Genomic DNA, 20,045 nt, shown 5'->3' with positions numbered 1-20,045 from the left:
CTATTTGGCGCGAACACCTTCGACTGACAAAATCAGTTCGACTTCCTGTGATGCCGGGCCTAAATCAGTGGTGATATTAAAGTCTTTCAGCTTGATAGTACCATTTGCTTCAAAGCCAGCACGATAACCGCCCCAAGGATCACTACCTTGACCAGTCAACTTGCTTTCCAATGTCACCGGCTTAGTGACACCATTTAATGTCAGGTTACCCACGACCGAATAGCCTTCTGCATTTTTCTTAACGTCAGTCGACTCAAACGTTGCCTGTGGGAATTTACCGACATTCAGGAAATCTTTACTACGCAGATGTTTGTCACGCTCTGCATGGTTGGTATCAACACTATTGGTATTGATCACCACATTAACTTTATCAGCGGCCGGATTTTTCTCATCAAAAGTGAAAGAACCGTCAAAATCATTAAAACTGCCGTATAACCAGCTATATCCTAAATGTTTAATCCTGAATTCGATAAAGGCATGCTGCCCTTCTTTATCGATTTTATATTCGGCGGCTACGGCACTGCCTGCGGTAAACATCAGTGCACCTACAGCCAGGCCCAACAGGGTCTTATTAAACATATTTAATTCTCCATAATACAGTTGGTTAATCGGTGCTACGTCCCAGCATCCGCTTAAGGGTTACATCACCATCAATAAAGTGGTGCTTAATCGCGGCCAGTCCATGCAACAGTGAAAGCACGACGACTGCCCAAGCCAAATAGAGATGTACAGTTCCGGCAGTATCTGCCTGGTCAGGTAGATTGGTCAGTGTTGCAGGGACATTGAACCAACCAAATACATTGATTGGTTGCCCATCTGCTGTTGAGATCAAATAACCGCTGAACATGATACAAAATAGGACAATATATAAAATCAAATGCGCCAATATCGCGCTTACCCGAGTTAAGCGGCTATAACTCAATAAGGGTTTGGGGGGCGGCGAAATAAAGCGCCAAATCACCCGAAATAACATCACCGCAAACAGTATGCATCCGATGCTTTTATGTATTTCAGGTGCCTGATGATACCAGCCATCGTAGTAGCCCAGAGTTACCATCCATAAACCCAGGGCAAACAACGCATACACCGTAAATGCCACTAACCAGTGGATAGCAATAGTCATGCGCCCGAACTGCTCCCTGGTATTTTTCCAAAGCATAATGATTCCCTTTTGCTCAATTTACAGAACAATAGTCAAACATTTCGAAACATAAAATCAACACTTATTTTATATAAGATATATTTTTCCAACCGCCGTCAGTTATTTTGCGGGAGTCGATAATTACTCGGTCAGTTTAATTGTTGGACTTTACTTAACCTGACATAAGCACAGTAAGCAAGCAGGTAAATACAGCAGAAATAAAAGCGGTGAATTCATTAAATTAAGCATTTCCAGCGGGAAATAGCAGGAGTTAAAAGCAGAAATAATGCCATTACAAATATTTATAATGGCATTATTTGGAGTGGTATCCGTTGACCATTCTTATCTAACAGTAAGATAGAAGGCCATCAGGTTATACCGTAAAACCGAGATAGAGATAGATTGCCAAAACAATACTTGCAGTTGCAATGGCATAGGGCATTTGTGTTCGAATATGCTCAATATGGTCACAATCCGTCGCCATAGACGCCACAATGGCATCACCAGAGATAGGCGATGTCATGTCACCAAAAATAGAACCTGCAATGGCCGCACCAATCATATATTCCACTGGCATCCCCAAAGAAACCCCAAGCTGAACACCTATGGGGATCATAATGGCAAACGTGCCCCATGACGTCCCCGTAGCTAGCGACATAATTGCACTGATAATAAAAATAAAGCCAATTGAGAATCCAGGAGAAATAACACCGGAGGTGATAGTGGCAATATATTGCCCGGTATTGAGATCAGCAGAGACATTCCCCATCAAAAATGCCAATACCATTATTGAGCTGATTTTCACCATACTGGCGTAACCGATATACAACTCTTTAAAAAAGGATTCTATATTCAGGATCCGTCGCCCACAGAACCAAACAAAAGAAACCGTTGTCCCAAACATCACGGCGCTATATACCGACATAGAGCCGCTGCCTTTAGTGAAATCACCGTCCCCTGTAACATAAAGGGCAACCGGAACCGCAATAACTGTCGATAAGATAGGGATGAGGAAGTTAAGCAATGAATTACACGCCGGATGATCAATGACTTCATCTTTTTCTTTCTCAACGTGCAGATCCTGCTTGCTGGTGAAATTCACCTCAGCTTTTCTCATCGGTCCCCAAGATGCCCCGGAGAAAATATAGAACAGCACTGACGCCAACGAGAACCATGCCATCAGATTCCATACCATCGATCTGGCCAGAATCTCAAAAGGCTGTCCATCAATGTACCCTTTGGCGATCTGGACACCGATAACCCCCATCATTGCCGCCCCCCAACCATTAATCATTGCTGAAGAACAGACCGATACACAGGAGGTTTGGACAATATAAGACATTTTCTCTGGTGATAGACCGTATCTTTTTGCCAGATCTTTGGTCGATGCACCGGCAATAAGTTGGTTGATCGAACTTTCAATGAAAATAATTGACGTAATCACCATCGCCAACAACTGCACTGCTTTTTTATTGGTAACAAACTGAGTTTTTTCTGTTAAGGCGCGAACTAAACTTCGAACGCCCCCGGTCACGACAATTAAGCGCATGATCCCGCCAATCATCACCATAAAAATAACGGTACGAGTATTACCTGGAGAAGAGAATGTATCAATAATTCCATTTAAAGTGCCACTGATCCCCTGAAGTAGATTGTGATCATTAATAACCGTAAATCCAACAACTATCCCCATTAATAACGACAATATTACCTGCCGAGTAAAAATCGCCAAACAAATAGTTACCAGTGGAGTTATAATTGTCCACACGCCATAATCATGCATATGACTACCCTATTAATTATTGTATAAAGGAAAGGGCTTGCTCTGCGTCTGCTATTAAATCATTAATATCTTCGATACCGATTGAAAGCCGTAGTGTTGTATCGTATATGCCTATATTTTCCCTCTCTTCTTGAGACATTGAACCATGCGACATTGAAGCAGAATGGTTAACCATACTTTCAACACCCCCCAGTGATTCGGCTAAAACAAAATAATTTAACTTGGCAATAAAGGTTTTCACCGCTGTTATATCGCCTTTTAACCGGATACTGACTACCGCCCCGCCAGAACGCATCTGTTTTTTACATAATTGATATTGAGGATGAGATTCCAGACCAGGGTAATGCACATCCAGCACCTTAGGATGTTGCTCTAAAAACTGAGCAATTTTTAAAGCATTACTGCATTGACGTTCCATACGAACATCAAGTGTTTTCATGCCGCGCAATGCCAAATAGGCATCAAACGGCGAAGCAATAGCCCCAACGGTGGTTTTACAAAAATCCAGTTGGTCGGCAATATTCTGCACATTGGTAATAACTGCACCGCCAATTAAATCTGAATGCCCACCAATATATTTACTGGTAGAGAGCATAACAATATCAGCACCTAAAGTGAGCGGCCGTTGGTTCCAGGCACTGGCAAAGGTATTATCCACGCAGCTCATTATTCCCCTGCTTTTGGCAACCTGGCATACCGCTTCAATATCAACTAATTCCAACAGTGGGTTAGTGGGCGTTTCAATCCAGATTAAAGCTGTATTCTTCTGAATATGGCTATTTACTGACGCCAGATCGTTAAGATCGACATAACTGAATGTGGTGCCTGAAGTGTGTTTACGCAGACGTTCAAACAACCGATAAGTACCGCCATAGACCCCTTTCATTACTAATACATGGGAATCTTTAGGTAGCAACTCCAATATAAGTGCAGTTGCTGCCATACCGGAAGCGGTCGCTGTGGCATAGATACCACCTTCTAACTCAGCCAAGGCGGTTTCATACGCATATCTTGTCGGGTTACTGCAACGGGAATAACAAAACTCCCCTTCTTCGCCTAAATTGGGTTGAATGAAAGAACTGGCAGTAGTAATTGGTGGAAAAATAGCATTATTGCCCCGGTCAACTTGATCTCCGGCATGGATAACCAGAGTCGCGATCGATTTTGACTTATTCATTATTTGTCCCTTTAAATTTTTACGATAACCCACCGATCATTATTAATAATGACATTAGGCCACGCAGTTAAACCGTAATATTTATTTACGTGTCATTATACTGATAATTTCTTTATCTGTTTGCCTCATCGGCGATAACACTAATTTACATAAATTGTTGATAGAACCTTCAACATTACAAGAAACAATGCCATCACGCTCCCCTGCAACGCTATTTTGTTGCGCCATCAACACCGACTTAAATGCGCAGGCGGTGGCAGTAGACACTTTCATCGCACAACTATTTGATGCACCATCACAAATAATCCCACTGATATCACTGATCATATTACTGACCGCGTAGGAGATAGTCTGAAAATCTTGGGTCAATAACCAACTCATACCTGCCGCTGCGCCCATTGCTGCCGTTGAAGCCGCACACAATGCAGACAATCGGGTATAACGCATATGAATTGAAATTGCAGCCAAATGAGCCAATGCTAATGCCCTGGCCAGGGTTTCATCATCGGTATTTAGATGTCTGGCAAGTGTCACTACCGGCATTGTCACGGTAATCCCTTGATTACCTGAGCCATAATTTGACATCGCGGGTAAGGGTGCGCCTCCCATACGGGCATCTGACGCCGCAGTGGTGTTGATCAACATTTGGCTCAGTAAGTCAGTGCTGATAAAGCCGTTTTTCCTGGCCTGCGACAGCGCCCCACTCACGTTCAAACCATAGCTCTTCCTTTGCCCCTCATCAGAAAGCGCAGTATTAATCTCAGCACTTTTCAACATAAACATAATATCTTTAGCACCAACATCGGTCACAAATTTAAATGCGTCGTTAAGTGAAAATTCGGGTAGTGCGCCCTTTTCATTGTCGGTGATTAAGTCTCGGGCTAATATTTGTTTTATATTATTAATATATACTTGCGTGACATTGGTATGGCCACCTTGAATCACAACCCGGCAGTGTTCATCAAGGCTATATAACGTAATATCAATAAAAATAAAGTCCGCAGCATCTACTGCGTTTAAACACACTTTACCTGATTCATTGAACATATAAGCTTGGGTAATTTGTGCCGCAGTAATGTCTTTCAATACTTCTAAATCGGCATCCGCGTTACCGCCAATAGCCCCTATCGCCGCCGCAAGAGTCACTCCGCAATAAGTTGTTCCCGGGATAGTGACCCCCATCGCATTTTTATACAGATTCTCCGATATCTCCCCCGTTATTTTTAATATCGGTGCGTTGAGATATTTGGCAGCCACCGCAGCAGCATACGCAATAGCAATAGGTTCAGTACAACCTAATGAAAGTTTTACTTCTTTTCTCAACCAATCGAGCAACTGTTGATGCGTAATTTTTTGCATTTGAAATAATTAATCAGTGATTTTATTTATTTTTATCTTATGGTTTTAATGGGAGAAATACTTTTCATATTTTCCTGTTGTTTTTAATAGCTGGAGAATATTATTCTCTTTAATGAAAAATTCAAATACAGATAAATTTAATTAAAAATACATGAAATACAACAAGTTAAATAATTTACTTACCATAAGTACTACACCCAATGAGATACTAGTCACAAAACAATAAAGAGAATATTTTCCCCCTTGGGCGAGATTCTTTCTCTGAATCCATAAACCGCCGATTAAAAAGGCGAGTTAGCTACTGCCAACTCGCCTAAAATAAAACCTAAGCTATCACGATATTCTCGCTTCAACCTGTCCTAGTTTGATAACCCGTGCTACTGAGGAGACTGCTGCATGGTCCAGTTGAGCACTTGGGTGGCTAACTGGTCACTGGCCAGGCCAAAGGCCTGAATCACCTCATTCATCTCGCTACCTGTTATCGGTTGGCGAATTTCAAACTGGCGGGTCGCAATAATCCTACGGTCCGAAATTCTTACCAGCCGGGCATCAAAGCGGATCAGCACTTCGCTGCTACCAACATGATATACCCCTTGGAACGCAGACAAATCACCACTCAACTCCACATCAGCCTGTAGGCTGTCATCATCGCTACTGACTGCGCGGATTCGTCCATCACTACGGAACGCCTGAATAAGACGATTGCGCACCAGAATCGGCGCTGAATCACTCCAACGAGAGTTTTTATAAACTGCAATCTCCTGGCCCTGAGGCTGCACCGCTATGCGTGAGCTATTAAGAAACTGGTTCGTCGCCGGTTGTGAAACCCGTAATGACCAGTTTACTGTCTGCGCGCGCGGCGCACTCACTGCTGGTGGCACCGGCAGAAGATAAACTTGTGATACGGGGGCCGAGGGTAAAATGGTACAGGCAGAGAGCAGTATCGCCCCGCCAGATATCATCAATAGCCACACACGGCGGCCTGCATAGCGCATTAGATTAAGAGAGAGCATTAAGGCGTAAACTCCTGTGTTCTTTCACGGCCGCGCAACAAGGCCGCTGGGTTTTCTTCCAAACGAGAAACGGCGGCACGTAATGTCGCTAATGTTCTGCGCAGCTCATCCACAGCCGGCCCCAGCTCATTCATCCCTTGCATCCCGTTATTGAGTGAGGTTTTATTTTCATTCACCAATTTATTGAGGATGGTACTGGTATTTTGCAACGATGCCATGGTCTTGGCGGCATCATTGACCAGTTGTTTCCCCTGCCCATCCATTAAGCCGTTAGCATTACGCAGCAGGCGATTAGTTTGGGCCAGTGTCTCATTAGCCTGTTTACTGGCCTGCGCCAACTGCTGCAACAGGGTACGAAGATCGCCACGTTGATCAGCCACGGTTTGAGTGACCAGCGCGAGATTATCCAGTGTCGTTATCAGGCGCTGCTGGTTATCCGGTGCCAGCAACTGGTTCAAGCGCACCAACACTTCATTAGCATTGGTCATGAAATTCTCACCGTTAGCCAGTAACTGACTCATCGGCGAAGGGGTGGCAATAATGATAGGAACATCGCCATCTTTGCCTTCCAACAACGGGCTGTCCTGGCTGCCACTGCTGAATTGAATATTTGAAGTGCCGGTAATACCCGCAACTGTCAGGCGGGCTTGAGTATCCTCGCGTATCGGAGTAGATGCAGAGACGCGGATACGTGCCCAAACCTTATTAGGATTCTCTCGGTCCAACCGCAATTGTGTCACCTCACCGACTCGAATCCCGCTGTACTGAACGGTGCTGCCCTGTGACAGGCCACTCACCGGTTCATTGAAAACGATATCGTACAATTTGAACTGGCGGTCAGAACCGGAATTTGTCAGCCATAGGCAAAACAGCAGCGCGGCACTCACCACAATAAGAGTGAACAAACCAATAACAACATGATGAGCGCGGGTTTCCATATTACCACCTCTCTCCACTGTTAATTGCCGCTGCCTGATAAGCAGCCCGGCCTCGTGGGCCATGAAAATACGCCTGAATCCAGGCATCATCAGTCACCGCAACTTTATCCAGAGTATCAACCACCAGCACTTTTTTCTGCGAAAGCACCGCCACACGATCACACAACGTATACAGCGTATCCAGATCGTGAGTTACCAAAAATACCGTCAGATTGAGGGCATCCCGCAGGGTGCGGATCAAACTGTCGAACGCCGCCGCACCGATGGGATCAAGGCCCGCTGTCGGTTCATCAAGAAACAGAATATCTGGGTCCAGCGCCAAGGCACGGGCTAACGCAACACGTTTGACCATGCCACCCGACAGTGATGCCGGATACTTACTGCCAGTGCCCGGCGGTAACCCGGCCAGTGCCAGTTTAACCTGAGCCAGACGCTCAGCCTCAGCCCGGGGTAACCCGGCGTTTTCTATTAATGGCAACGCCACGTTTTCGGTCACGGTTAGAGAGCTGAACAGTGCGCCTCGTTGAAATAATACGCCAAATCGGCGCTCGACCATGGAGCGGGATTGACCTGACAGTGTCATTAAATCTTCACCAAAAACATGAATTTGCCCGTCAGTCGGACGACGTAGCCCAACAATACTGCGTAACAGAACCGATTTACCGGTACCCGAGCCGCCAACCACGCCCAAAACCTCGCCGCGCTTAACATCAAGATTTAACCCTTGATGCACGCACTGTGCGCCAAAGCAGTTAACCAGAGAGCGAATTTGAATAATTGCATCTTGCGTCATTTGGCTCACCACCCCATTTCCATGAAAAATAGCGCTGCCACGGCATCAAGCAAAATCACCACAAAGATCGAATGCACCACACTGGTGGTGGTATGGACCCCGACAGATTCAGCGCTACCCGTCACTTTGAACCCCTCCAGACAGCCAATAATAGCAATCAGGAAAGCAAAAATAGGGGCTTTGCTTATACCCACCAGAAAATGCTGCAACCCATTACTGTTTTGCATAATCGACAAAAACATGGTTGGAGAGATATCCAGTGTTAAGGCGCACACCACCATGCCACCAAAAATACCACAAACCATACCAATAAAGGTCAGCATCGGCAGAGAAATCAATAGTGCCAAGACGCGCGGTAGCACCAGCAATTCGACCGGATTCAAGCCCAGCGTCTGGATAGCATCAATCTCTTCATTGGCTTTCATCAAGCCAATTTCAGCGGTAAAAGCACTGGCTGTCCGCCCTGCCATCAGGATAGCGGTAAGCAGTACCGCAAATTCACGTAAAAAAGAAAATACCACCAAATCGACGGTAAAAATGCCCGCGCCGAAGGTAGTGAGTACGGTGGCACCGAGAAAAGCGATAACTGCCCCCACCAAAAAGGTGAGCAACATAATGATCGGTACAGCATTGAGGCCAATCTGTTGAATATTGGCAATTAATGAGGTAATGCGCCAGCGTGAGGGCCGAAAGAGTGTTCCCAGCAAGGTTTCCAGCGTCAGGCCAATAAAGCCCAATAGTGACTTAATATCTTGCCATAAGTTATCTACCGAACGGCCGGTGTTAGCCAGCATCTCCAGCCAAAATCGTGCGGGTTTTTCTGACGGCTCAGGCGCTAAGTCAGGCAATACATGGCTTACCGTTTCAAGTAAGGTTCGCCGTTCTTCTGGCAATTTAGGCGCAAGTTCGCGTAAATTTGCCACACGATCCTCACCCATAAGTAGAGCTAGCAACGTTGCACCGGCGGTATCTAACGCCCCGAGTTGGTTGAGGTCAAATACTACGCCACTGGGCATATTCGCGCGCAACTGCGCCACTTGGGGTTCCAAAAAGCGATAATGCGCCAGTACCCAATCCCCCCTGATATACACTATGGGAGGCTGAGCCGCGCTATCGAGATCAAGTTGTACGGAGGACGTTTGCTCAGTCATTGCTCAGACCTTACCTATTTCAAACCCTAATGTTTCAAACCCTAAATAGGTATATCACACAGTTAAGTAAGAGTAATGACTGTTTAATTAATGAAGTGTTAACCACCCGCTAATCAGTGAGGTGTGGCACTCTGTTTGCCCAATTGCCGTATTTTTTTCCCCGGCAGGGTAAACCACACCACCACCGCCAGCAGAATTAACAGTGCGCTGGCAGTACCTAATACCAAACTATGCGAGGCAGAAAAGGCAAGTTTGGCGCTGGTCAGTAGATGCTCATTCCCACCAAGGCTATTGACCACCTGAATAGTTTCACTGATAGAAGCACTGGCCTGCTCAACCAGATCAGCAGGTAAATCTGCTGGTAATTCAATAGACGTGGTATAGGCCCGCGATAACATCAAACCAAATATTGCCACCCCGAATCCCGCCCCCAGCTCATAAGCCATACCCTCAACCGCCCCTGCCGCACTGGCTTTTTCCGGGGGAGCCGCACTCATAATCGCCGCAGTAGAAGCTAATAACGAGGCTTCAATACTGAACCCCAGCACTATCATCCATCCCCATGCCAGATAAACTTGCGTGGCAAAATCGGTCCAGGCCAGGCCGAGAAAACTCAATGAGCTAAATGCAATACCCGCGCTTGCGACGGTACGTAACCCCAATTTAGCCACCAGCCAACCGGATATCGGCCCGCTAACACCACTGGCAATCATCAATGGCATTAGAAATATACCCGCTTCGAGTGGGCTTTTACCTAACACAAACTGCAATTCCTGTGTCAGCAGCAATTCAAAACCAACCAGCGTTATCATTGCCGTCATGGCCATTGCCATACCAACAGCGATCACCCGCTGGCTTATCAGGCGAAAATCGATCATTGGAGCTGTCGTTGATAACTGGTGACGAACAAAAGCAAACAGCATCGCGCCCCCGATACACGCGGTTAGGAAAGTTACCCTTATATCTCCCCCACCGCGCAGCCCGGTTTTCGCCGCATAGACCAGCAATAGGATCGCAGTAATCAATACCAGTGCCGGAGCCAATCTCCATGACTGTTCCACCCGCACTGGCTGGCTCGGTATAACCAGCAGCGTGGCAATAACCACTGCAATAATAATAGGGATATTGATCAGGAAGACTGAACCCCAGTAGAAATATTCCATCAATAATCCACCAACCAGTGGCCCCATCGCGGCACCCGTCGTTCCGATGGCAACCCATATCCCCAGCGCCAATGCCCTTTCTCGTTCATCGGTAAAGATATGGCGCACCGCCGACAAGGTTGCCGGCAGGATCATCGCCGCACCTATCGCCAAGAAAGCGCGTGCCGCAATGAGCGCGGCAACCGATGGTGCAAAAGCCGCCGCCAGTGAAGCAAGCCCGAACAGTACCGACCCCAACAACGCCAACCGTTTGAAACCGATGCGATCCCCCAGCGCCCCCATTGGCAGCAGCAAACAGGCCATAACCAGTGAGTAAATATCAATAATCCACAGCAATTCACTGCCCGTGGCTGACAGTGCAATACCCAGCCGTGGGGCGGCCACATGTAATACAGTTGCATCAATAGAAACTGGGAGATACATCAGAATAATAACGTAGAAAATCATCCACTTTTTAGACATACAAAACGCTCAAATAAGGCATATATTAATGTTGAACACCTGTTCAATATGTCAATAATAGCGGAAAGTTGAACTAGCGTCCAATTCATCACATAATGGCTGAAACACTAATAAGTCAGATAAGGAGTCTCTTTGGCCTATTTGAACCGTGAGGAACGCCACGACACCCTTTTGCAGGCTGCGATGCGTGTCGCGATAAGTGAAGGGATGGCGGCAACCACTGTACGTCGTGTTGCCAGCGAAGCCGGCGTGGCTGTTGGGCAAGTTCATCACCATTTCACATCAGTCTCACGACTACGCGCAGATGCTTTTCTACTCTTAGTTAAACAGTCGTTATCTGCTTTTGCGCTAAACAGTCAAAACTTACCTGCCGTTGAACGGATACAGCAAGTGTTGGGCTATCCACAAGATGAAGCCGGCCGAAGAGAAACCCGGTTGTGGAATGAAATTTCAATGCTAGCCGAGCGCGATGAACTTATTAAGGAAGCCTATGCGGCGTCGATGTCAGACTGGCATGCGGCTACCGTGGCGGTGATCCATACCGGCATTACCTGCGATGAATTTCGCTCAGATATCAATGCCAGTGATGTTGCCTGGCGGCTGATCGGGCTGGTGTGCGGTCTGGATGGTCTAACCCAGTTTACCGAGTTAGGTTTTTCAGAAGCAGAAATCTTGCGCCATCTGGCCGCAATGATGAGAAGCGAGTTATTGAAAAACCATTAATAGATTCTCACCTTGGCCGGTACTTAACTCAGAGAGTTTTCCCTGATAGGACAGGCTATAATGATTATCTGATTCCTCAAATCCCCAACGTCATTGGCGTGGCAGCACAGCAACCAATCCCGATGAGCTGACAGAGGTTAGCAATTCAGGTGATAAACATGCCGGGAGCAGCTAACGTCAAGGAAGAAGGGACATATTATAAAGTACATAACATGACTAAACAGACTCCTGTCGCCGACAGTATTTATTACAACGGCACAATTTATACGGCAGATGCTGATAATACGGTTTGCAGTGCCATCGCCATCGGCCAGGGCTATATTCTGGCCACGGGCGGTGAGGAGATCAAACAGCAATTCGCTAGCGCGCATACTCAACTTATCGATCTGGCGGGTAAGTTTATGATGCCCGGCCTGATTGACAGCCATATGCACCCGTTTTGGGGCGGGAAACAACTGATTGGTTGTAACCTCAATTACGCTGCGCTAAGTGTTGAACAGACACTGGATATTATCCAGCAACACCTCGATAGCGATCCTTTTAACGGTGAAAATGACTGGCTGACCGTGCGCGCCTGGCAGCGTCAGGCGATGACACCCGTCGGCGCTGATATGAGCCGAAAGGCCTTGGATTCGCTCAATACCTGCCGTCCAATCGCATTGTTCTCCAATGACTGCCACACGCTGGCGGCCAACAGCCGCGCGCTGGAATTGCTGGGTATTGATGAACACACCCCAGTACCGCCAGATGGCAAAATTGCCCGCGATACCCACGGTAAATTGACCGGTATTTTGGAAGATGCGCCCGCCATGCGCGCCTTTGACAGTATCCCCTCCGCCACAGCGGAAAAGAATGTGCAAATTGCGGCCCATGTGCAGCAAGTACTTAATGCGCAAGGTGTCACTACCGTGATGGATACTCGTGTTTTTGCCGAACAGTTACTGGCTTTCCGTCGCTTGCATGAACGTGACGCATTAACCTTACGGGTACTGGGTGCTAAAGAAGTGACCCCTGATAGCCTGCAAGGCCCACAGGACGCCGCTCGCGTGGTACAAGAGGTGCTAGAGTTCGCCCACCAATGGGGAAGCCAAGCATGGACACCCGCACCGGGTTTCGCCGTCGATCACCTGAAATTGTTTATCGACGGGGTATTGCAACCCCCAACCATGACCGCTGCATTACTGGAGGCGTATCGTGCCAACCAGGGTTCAGCACAACAACCTGACTGGCAAGATACCGAGCGCTATGGCGACCTCTATTTTAGCGCGCCAGTAGTCAATGCCGTGATTCTGGAGTGCGCCCGCGCAGGTCTTCATCCACACACTCATACCGTGGGTGATGGGGCCATCGAGATGGTGCTGGATGCAGTGGAACAGATGCGCGCCGCCTTGCCGGGCAAAGATATCCGCCCAGGATTAGCACATAACGAGCTGGTTGCCCCCCATCAATATGATCGTTTTGCCAAACTGGGAGCAACAGCAGTGCTTTCCTTCCAGTGGGCCGGCTTACCGGGGGTACTAATTGATGAAGAGCGTGAGATGTTGGGCGAGGCCCGTTTCCTGCATATGGAGCCAGCAGCACGCTTCCTTGATGCTGGCGCACGTATTGCGTATGGCAGTGACTGGCCCATTGACCGGCTAGATGAATGGTACAACCTGCAAGTGGGTATGACCCGTCGTGCATGGGATCTCGACGGTCATCCGGCTGGCCCACGGCTGGATAATGATCGTGACCTGACGCTGATTGAAACATTACGTTCTGCCACTATTGATGCCGCTTATATGATTGCCAAAGAGCAATATATCGGCTCACTGGAAGCAGGGAAGTTCGCCGATATTATCATTCTGAAAAATAACCTGTTTGAGCAGTCGCCAAACGCTATTTACCAGACACAGGTGGACTCTACGCTGATCGGCGGTAATGTGGTTTATCAAGCCTAGTGAATGCCCCGCATCATTGATTCACGTCGGTGATGCGGGGGGCAAATCTGTCAGGAGCAGAGTTGAGCACGACAACATAGGCTAAGAAGGAAGTCATTGGCGTTACAGCGACCCTTATGTCAAAATCCGCTCCTTTATGTTCTATAGCTGCATAAAAATGCAGCGTAACGGTGCTTTTTCTCACCAGGAGATGATACGGTAATGCCACAAAATATTCAGTTGCGCAGAGTGCTTAAAACCCCCGCGCTGGTCGCTTTCGGGCTTGCCTATATGGTGCCTTTAGGCGTATTCACTACCTATGGACAGGTGACCGTATTAAGTCAGGGGCATTTGCCCGTTGCCTATCTGGTGACTGTTGCCACCATTCTGTTTACCGCCCTCAGTTATTGCCGGATGACCAGCGCCATGCCGCTGTCTGGCTCCGCCTATTCCTATGTTCAGCGTAGTTTTGGCGGGAAAACCGGTTTTCTGGTGGGTTGGGCGCAAATTTTGGATTATCTGTTCCTGCCAATCCTTAATTATTTAGTTTTAGGCATTTTCTTGCATGAGGCATTTCCGGCTATCCCTGCTCCGGTATTTATTATTGCGTCTATCATCAGTGTCAGTCTGCTTAATATTCTGGGCGTGCGTTTACTCACCTCAGTTAATTTCTCGCTGATCGCAGCACAGATGGTCTTTATCATATTATTTATTGCGCTCTCTTTCAGTCAGGCCGATTTAAGCCCGGAAGCGTTAATGAAGCCACTTCTGGTGAATGCCGGTGACCTATCCGGGTTACTCTCTGGTGCGGCAGTGCTCTGTTTGGCCTTCCTCGGTTTTGATGCCATCGCGACTATGGCCGAAGAGGCGCACGACGCCAAACGCACTCTGCCACGGGCCATTCTCTTTACGGTGATCAGCGCCGGTGCTATTTTTATCGCCGTTTCCTATGCTGCCCATTTGGCCTATCCCGATTGGAAATTGTTGATTCCACATCAGGATACCGCCAGCCTGATTATCTCCGAGCATGTCGGTGGTAAGTGGATGTATAACTTCTTTATGGCCACCTATTTGACCGGCGTTTATGCCTCCGCAATGACCGCGCAGACCAGTGTGTCACGTATTTTCTATGCCATGGGGCGTGAAGGTGTACTGCCACGCAAAGTGTTCTTTCATCTGCATCGCAAATTCCACACACCGTGGCGGGCCATTTTATTCGTTGCCACCATCTCGCTGCTGGCCCTGTTCCTTGACCTGAACTTAGTGGTATCGATGATAAGCTTTGGTGCCCTCGGTGCCTTCACCTTTGTTAATTTGAGTGTGATAAAACATTTTATTATCAATGAGAAACGCCGCGGTACTGCGGCTATGTTTAAGTACGGGCTATTACCCATGATGGGATTCGTCATGTCGGTGTGGCTGTGGGTTCACCTTGAGCAACGGGCGCTTGAAGTCGGCTTATTGTGGCTATTGGCAGGCTTTATCTACTTGCTGTGGCTGACTCGCGGCTGGCGTAAATCGCCGCCATCCGTTAATCCAGATGATATTTCACACCTGTTGTAAGAAGCACCAACCACTAATAGAAAAGGGCCACATCGTAACATGTGGCCCTTTTACTACTTGCCATAACGACGCTAACCGTCGGCAACGCCTTTCACTCACCATTTACTGTATTGAACGTGCCCTGCCTACTGCCTCACCTAGCTGCCATACCGCCATCGCGTAATGGGTGCTGTGGTTGTAGCGGGTAATCGTGTAGAAATTGGGTAACCCGTACCAATACTGATAACCGGTGCCGACATCCAGACGCAGTAAGCTGGCCTCTTGATAACCCTCTAGCGAACCAGACGGACTTAGCCCTGCGGCAGATAACGTCGAGATAGGGTATTTCGTCTTAAAGCCATTATCAAGGTACGGCGCTTGCCCATTAGCGGGCACCGCGACCATCGCACCTTTGGTCCAGCCATGGGATTTGAAGTAGTTAGCGACACTGCCGATGGCATCTTCCGGATCCCATAAATTGATGTGGCCGTTACCATTAAAATCAACAGCATAGCTTTTAAATGACGATGGCATAAATTGGCCGTACCCCATCGCGCCCGCATAAGACCCCCGCAAGCTGAGCGGATCATTACCCTCCGCACGAGCCATCAACAGGAAGGTTTCCAGCTCGCCAGAAAAGTACTCAGCACGGCGTGGATAAGCAAAGGAGAGTGTTGCCAGGGCATCAATGATGCGCGTTTTACCCATCACCCGGCCCCAGCGAGTCTCAACCCCAATGATTCCGACGATAATCTCTGGTGGCACGCCGTAAACCTCATAGGCGCGTTGCAACGCCTCTTGATGTTGGTTCCAGAAGTTAACACCGTTTTGCACATTATCCGGGGTAATAAACTGTTTGCGATAGCGGTTCCACGCACCATTAGGGCCGGAAGGACGGCCTGCCGATGGCGCTTGTTTATCCATCAAGCGGATAACAAAATCCAGTTTTTTAGTTTGGGCTAATACATCATGCAGTTGTTGAGGCTCAAAACCGTGTTCACGCACCATTTTGTCAACAAATCGGGCTGTGTCGGCGTTATAAGCAAAATCACCGTTTTGCAAATGCCCCACATGTTGCGGCTCAAGCAAGAAACCGCTCTGTATCAGGCCCGCCGATGGCTCGGCAGCAACAGGAGGTGTCGGTTTGCTACTACAGGCAGAGAGCAACGTAAGTAAGGGAACAATAATAGCCAAGTAGCGCATCGAATACCCATAAACCATACAAAAAAGTGATAGCTATGTTAAGTCATTGTCTGCCACGAACAAACAGGAAAATTCGAACAATAAAGGAGGTACGATGCATTTATAAATCAGAACCCACGGCCACAACTGGCGATTAAGGAAAGATGACTGGAGCCGCTCAGATTTACCACCAGGCAGAAGATCGAAGTGATCACAGAACTGGGTCAGTTGATCATACAACAGGTACTATGGCTAAGCGTGATTGTAAGTCAGAACAGGCAGCAACTGAAGAAAAAGAAAATAAGCCAATGATTATACAGTGTATTATTTACCTAGTGGCGGTAAAAAGCACCCTCAGCCTAAACTTATCCTAAGCGGTAAGTGGCAGGAAGCCTTGGGATTTACTACCGGCTAGCACGTTACTGTTACCCCCGAACACGGCCAGTTGATTATCCGCACCGCGCCCGCCACGGAGGGGAATGTATGAACATCACTTTTACCCCTGAGCCGATCCCTGAACTGACGATCGAAAGCGTGACGTTGGCCAAGCTCGGTTTTACCGCTGCAACTGACGCTCCAACATCACCAGCTCTGGATCACTGTCGTCACCGACGCCACCACCTGGGACGCGCTGTGCGAAGCCAGCCAAGACCGGCAAGATTTGGGGGCGGATTGGGTGCGGGAGAACGGCGAGGTGATTATCGGTAGGGATTGGATCACCGATTCTGGGATCACTGACGCGGAACAACTGGAGGTGACCGCCGCGCCCGGTGTTATTCGGTTGTGGCGGCGGGAAGTGTGGGGATTTAGGGCTTAGAAGTAGTAACCCCCAGCCAAGGCTGGGGTTGCTACTTTTAGTTGTAGTAGCTTAGACCTGATCTAACAGTCACCACCATTTAGGATAATCATTAAACGCTGCATATATTGCAGATTTCGCATCGTCCGTTAACTTTTCTCTGCCTTTTGATACTGTGGTATATCCATGCAGATCTTCTTTAGCACATGACCATTCAAGCCATCCTAAAACTGGATTTACAATCAACTCAAAACATCCATTCATATCTTTAAGATGGGCTATATCATCATTCCGTATATTGTCGATAAATTCATCAAAGCATTGGCATTCAAGCCATACCTGGGAACTGACATTCAAACTATAACTAAATTTATCTACTTGAATCGCCAGATTAAACTTCAATGATGGAATATGTTCATCAAGTTCTATTACGTCCAATGTGATATTGATCGGACTTGTAATTTCTATATCCATTTAATTTGCCCCTAGATAACGAGCATGAATGACTGTTGGCAACTCACCAGCAGCACGCGGAGGTTTGATTTCCAGTTGCCAACCATCGACTGTTATACGCCCATATGACATACCGTTCTTTGTCGCGGTATCTAACGCAGCTTGAAAACTTCTGAGTTCTGTCTGGCTGGCAAGTCTGACCGCCTCTGGCGTATTAGTTACGGCTTTAGATGCCGCATATTCTGCCATGTGTTCTGTAGCATTGCCATGTACCCACACTTTTTGACCGTTAGGTAGTGTCATTTCAAAAGATTTCGGTATAACAGAACCAGGGTAAACAGGCTGGGTCCCTTTTATAGAATCAAATACAGTACCAGTTTTGCCTATATCAGCAGCAATAGACTCGGCCTTACCAGCAACACCATCAGGTAGTTTCTTGCCTGGTAGAAGAATACCTGCCAGCATTCCACCTGTGGCTTCCAGAGCAAGCTGGTTACCTTGAGCCGCTTCTTTCACCTGTCCTGCAACCGCTGACCAGGTTTCACTCTTCATCAGGGCTTTCAGCGTATCTGCCGCTGCCTGATTTTTACCCGCCAGATCGTTCAATGCCTGAGTGCAGTAACTGTCTCCCATGGCGCATGAGGTGAGCGCCATCGCCGCATCAGCACCGTAATCCGCTCCACCTAATAACGCATCACCGCTATCTGCCGCCGCACCGATAATGCTGTTAACAATAGCAGACAATGTCCCTTCACCAAGTTTATCCCTGACCTGATCTTTCAGGTTGGCCGTCACCTGTTTAACTGTTTCACGCGCCGCATCACCACTCAGCGAGTTATTCTCCACCGCGTTCTTCCCAGCCTGCGCGCCGATGAGAAGGCCGGTGCTGCTATCAGTACTTAAGCCACCCAGGATACCGGCAGTTAAGGTACTAATCGCACTAATAATTCTCTTATCAGGTTCGGACAAATCAGCGATTTTCTTGCCTGGATGCACCTCATCCATATAGATGTTGGCTGCCCACACTACCAGTGGCGGAAATTATACAGACACTGCGCAAAACCTGTAAGTTACCGAACCGTAAGCAGCAGTCCACTGATTTTATTGAGATGATGCTGGCTAAGAAACCGCCTGGCAGGAAGTGGACTTGATGAGTTGACTGGCAGGTAAAAAAATCCCAGCTTGCATTTGTCTGGGATTTTTTATTATGAACCGAGTTACCCATACAAAAAATAGTACTGAAAATGAAACATTTGGTAGCAAATAACGCGAATGATTTTCACTATCATTGTTAATTTCTTTCTATACAATTGCTCTGTTTTGCGGTTGCCTGACAATCTCGTTTTCTTCTTTGAGCTTTTAAAAGGATCTCAGTTTATGAAGTTACGTTTCCCCTCTTTCGGCCCTGTCGCCCTACTGGCTTCCTCAATGATGCTGGCGTTCTCCGTCAATGCCGCATCAAATGATGAAGGTATCGTGATTTATAATGCTCAACACGAAAATCTGGTGAAATCCTGGGTTGACGGTTTTACCAAAGATACCGGCATCAAAGTGACTCTGCGTAATGGCGGCGACAGCGAGTTAGGTAATCAACTGGTTCAGGAAGGCAACTCATCTCCCGCCGACGTTTTCCTGACTGAAAACTCGCCGGCAATGGTGCTGGTCGATAACGCCAAATTGTTCGCACCACTGGATGCCGCCACACAAGCACAGGTTGCGAAAGAGTATCGCCCTGAACATGGTCGTTGGACCGGTATTGCGGCTCGTAGCACCGTGTTTGTCTATAACCCGGATAAAATCAGCGAAGCCGAATTACCTAAATCCATTATGGATTTGGCAAAACCTGAATGGAAAGGCCGTTGGGCTGCCTCACCATCGGGTGCCGACTTCCAGGCCATTGTCAGTGCCATGCTGGAATTGAAAGGCGAAAAAGCCACGTTGGAATGGCTAAAAGCCATGAAAACCAACTTCACAGCTTACAAAGGTAATAGCACCGTGATGAAAGCGGTGAATGCGGGCCAAATCGATGGCGGAGTTATCTATCACTATTACCGTTTCGTCGATCAGGCCAAAACAGGTGAGAACAGCGGTAAAACCAAACTGCATTATTTCAAACATCAAGACCCTGGCGCATTTGTGAGTATCTCCGGCGGCGGTGTTCTGGCCTCCAGTAAGCACCAGAAACAAGCGCAGGAATTCGTCAAATGGATCACCAGCAAATCAGGCCAGGATATATTGCGTACCAACACCGCATTTGAGTATGCCGTTGGTGTCGATGCCGCTTCAAACCCTAAATTGGTGCCACTGAAAGACCTGCAAGCACCGAACGTTGAGCCGTCTAAACTCAACAGTAAAAAAGTTGTTGAGTTAATGACTGAAGCCGGTCTGCTGTAATAAGGACAACCGACTGATAGAATGCATTTTTAGCCCGTCACATCACTATGGCGACG

At 47.7% G+C, this 20,045-nt stretch carries 17 protein-coding genes and 2 pseudogenes; 6 read left to right on the top strand and 13 right to left on the bottom strand.

Annotated elements, in window-relative coordinates; all coding sequences use genetic code 11:
* From V1955_RS06125 to V1955_RS06080, 10 genes are all read right to left on the bottom strand, one after another.
* Entirely contained in the window at positions 1–579 is a 579-nt protein-coding gene (locus tag V1955_RS06125) for a YceI family protein (RefSeq protein WP_083158188.1), read from the bottom strand.
* A gap of 25 nt (positions 580–604) precedes the next feature.
* Positions 605–1,159 carry a cytochrome b gene (locus tag V1955_RS06120; protein ID WP_420072867.1) on the bottom strand — a complete coding sequence of 185 codons (555 nt, stop codon included), beginning with the start codon at positions 1,157–1,159 and terminating at the stop codon, positions 605–607.
* A gap of 355 nt (positions 1,160–1,514) precedes the next feature.
* The gene (locus V1955_RS06115; RefSeq protein WP_442820644.1) at positions 1,515–2,924 is read right to left on the bottom strand and encodes a Na+/H+ antiporter NhaC family protein; all 1,410 of its coding nucleotides are present in this window, start codon (positions 2,922–2,924) and stop codon (positions 1,515–1,517) included.
* A gap of 16 nt (positions 2,925–2,940) precedes the next feature.
* On the bottom strand, positions 2,941–4,101 hold the full coding sequence (locus V1955_RS06110; RefSeq protein ID WP_420073899.1) for a trans-sulfuration enzyme family protein: 1,161 nt from the start codon (positions 4,099–4,101) through the stop codon (positions 2,941–2,943).
* 81 nt (positions 4,102–4,182) lie between these two features.
* On the bottom strand, positions 4,183–5,460 hold the full coding sequence (locus V1955_RS06105) for an L-cysteine desulfidase family protein (RefSeq protein ID WP_083158184.1): 1,278 nt from the start codon (positions 5,458–5,460) through the stop codon (positions 4,183–4,185).
* Positions 5,461–5,837: 377 nt separating this feature from the next.
* The gene (locus V1955_RS06100) at positions 5,838–6,455 is read right to left on the bottom strand and encodes an ABC-type transport auxiliary lipoprotein family protein (protein WP_442821424.1); all 618 of its coding nucleotides are present in this window, start codon (positions 6,453–6,455) and stop codon (positions 5,838–5,840) included.
* Positions 6,456–6,472: 17 nt separating this feature from the next.
* Entirely contained in the window at positions 6,473–7,411 is a 939-nt protein-coding gene (locus V1955_RS06095; protein ID WP_442820643.1) for an MlaD family protein, read from the bottom strand.
* A gap of 1 nt (position 7,412) precedes the next feature.
* The gene (locus V1955_RS06090; protein ID WP_442820642.1) at positions 7,413–8,204 is read right to left on the bottom strand and encodes an ABC transporter ATP-binding protein; all 792 of its coding nucleotides are present in this window, start codon (positions 8,202–8,204) and stop codon (positions 7,413–7,415) included.
* 5 nt (positions 8,205–8,209) lie between these two features.
* Positions 8,210–9,355, bottom strand: a complete 1,146-nt coding sequence (locus V1955_RS06085; RefSeq protein WP_372569413.1) for an MlaE family ABC transporter permease — start codon at positions 9,353–9,355, stop codon at positions 8,210–8,212.
* Positions 9,356–9,468: 113 nt separating this feature from the next.
* On the bottom strand, positions 9,469–10,980 hold the full coding sequence (locus V1955_RS06080) for a SmvA family efflux MFS transporter (RefSeq protein WP_442820641.1): 1,512 nt from the start codon (positions 10,978–10,980) through the stop codon (positions 9,469–9,471).
* A gap of 132 nt (positions 10,981–11,112) precedes the next feature.
* On the opposite strand from V1955_RS06080, the gene V1955_RS06075 reads away from it, so the two are divergent.
* From V1955_RS06075 to V1955_RS06065, 3 genes are all read left to right on the top strand, one after another.
* Positions 11,113–11,703, top strand: a complete 591-nt coding sequence (locus tag V1955_RS06075) for a TetR family transcriptional regulator (protein ID WP_083158179.1) — start codon at positions 11,113–11,115, stop codon at positions 11,701–11,703.
* Positions 11,704–11,915: 212 nt separating this feature from the next.
* Entirely contained in the window at positions 11,916–13,643 is a 1,728-nt protein-coding gene (locus tag V1955_RS06070) for an amidohydrolase (protein ID WP_442820640.1), read from the top strand.
* A 201-nt stretch (positions 13,644–13,844) separates the two neighbouring features.
* Positions 13,845–15,185, top strand: a complete 1,341-nt coding sequence (locus tag V1955_RS06065) for an APC family permease (protein WP_083163522.1) — start codon at positions 13,845–13,847, stop codon at positions 15,183–15,185.
* Positions 15,186–15,287: 102 nt separating this feature from the next.
* On the opposite strand, the gene mltB is transcribed toward V1955_RS06065, so the two are convergent.
* Positions 15,288–16,367, bottom strand: a complete 1,080-nt coding sequence (mltB, locus tag V1955_RS06060; RefSeq protein ID WP_372559546.1) for a lytic murein transglycosylase B — start codon at positions 16,365–16,367, stop codon at positions 15,288–15,290.
* Positions 16,368–16,665: 298 nt separating this feature from the next.
* Between mltB and V1955_RS06055 the strand changes: the two genes are divergently transcribed.
* Both V1955_RS06055 and V1955_RS06050 read left to right on the top strand, forming a co-directional pair.
* Positions 16,666–16,761: a hypothetical protein gene (locus V1955_RS06055; protein WP_420073283.1), complete on the top strand. Its 96-nt coding sequence runs from the start codon at positions 16,666–16,668 to the stop codon at positions 16,759–16,761.
* A gap of 68 nt (positions 16,762–16,829) precedes the next feature.
* A pseudogene (locus V1955_RS06050) lies at positions 16,830–17,163 on the top strand (hypothetical protein).
* A 69-nt stretch (positions 17,164–17,232) separates the two neighbouring features.
* Here the strand turns inward: V1955_RS06050 and V1955_RS06045 are convergent.
* Entirely contained in the window at positions 17,233–17,616 is a 384-nt protein-coding gene (locus tag V1955_RS06045; protein WP_372569416.1) for a hypothetical protein, read from the bottom strand.
* Positions 17,617–18,525: pseudogene (locus tag V1955_RS06040) on the bottom strand (VENN motif pre-toxin domain-containing protein); the annotation flags it as partial.
* Between the two features lie 447 nt (positions 18,526–18,972).
* On the opposite strand from V1955_RS06040, the gene V1955_RS06035 reads away from it, so the two are divergent.
* Positions 18,973–19,989 carry an iron ABC transporter substrate-binding protein gene (locus tag V1955_RS06035; RefSeq protein WP_083163516.1) on the top strand — a complete coding sequence of 339 codons (1,017 nt, stop codon included), beginning with the start codon at positions 18,973–18,975 and terminating at the stop codon, positions 19,987–19,989.
* The last annotated feature ends 56 nt before the right edge of the window (positions 19,990–20,045 follow it).

Source organism: Yersinia sp. 2545 StPb PI, from assembly GCF_052217125.1.
Classification (GTDB): domain Bacteria; phylum Pseudomonadota; class Gammaproteobacteria; order Enterobacterales; family Enterobacteriaceae; genus Yersinia; species Yersinia enterocolitica_E.
This window is presented reverse-complemented; position numbering and strand designations above follow the sequence as displayed.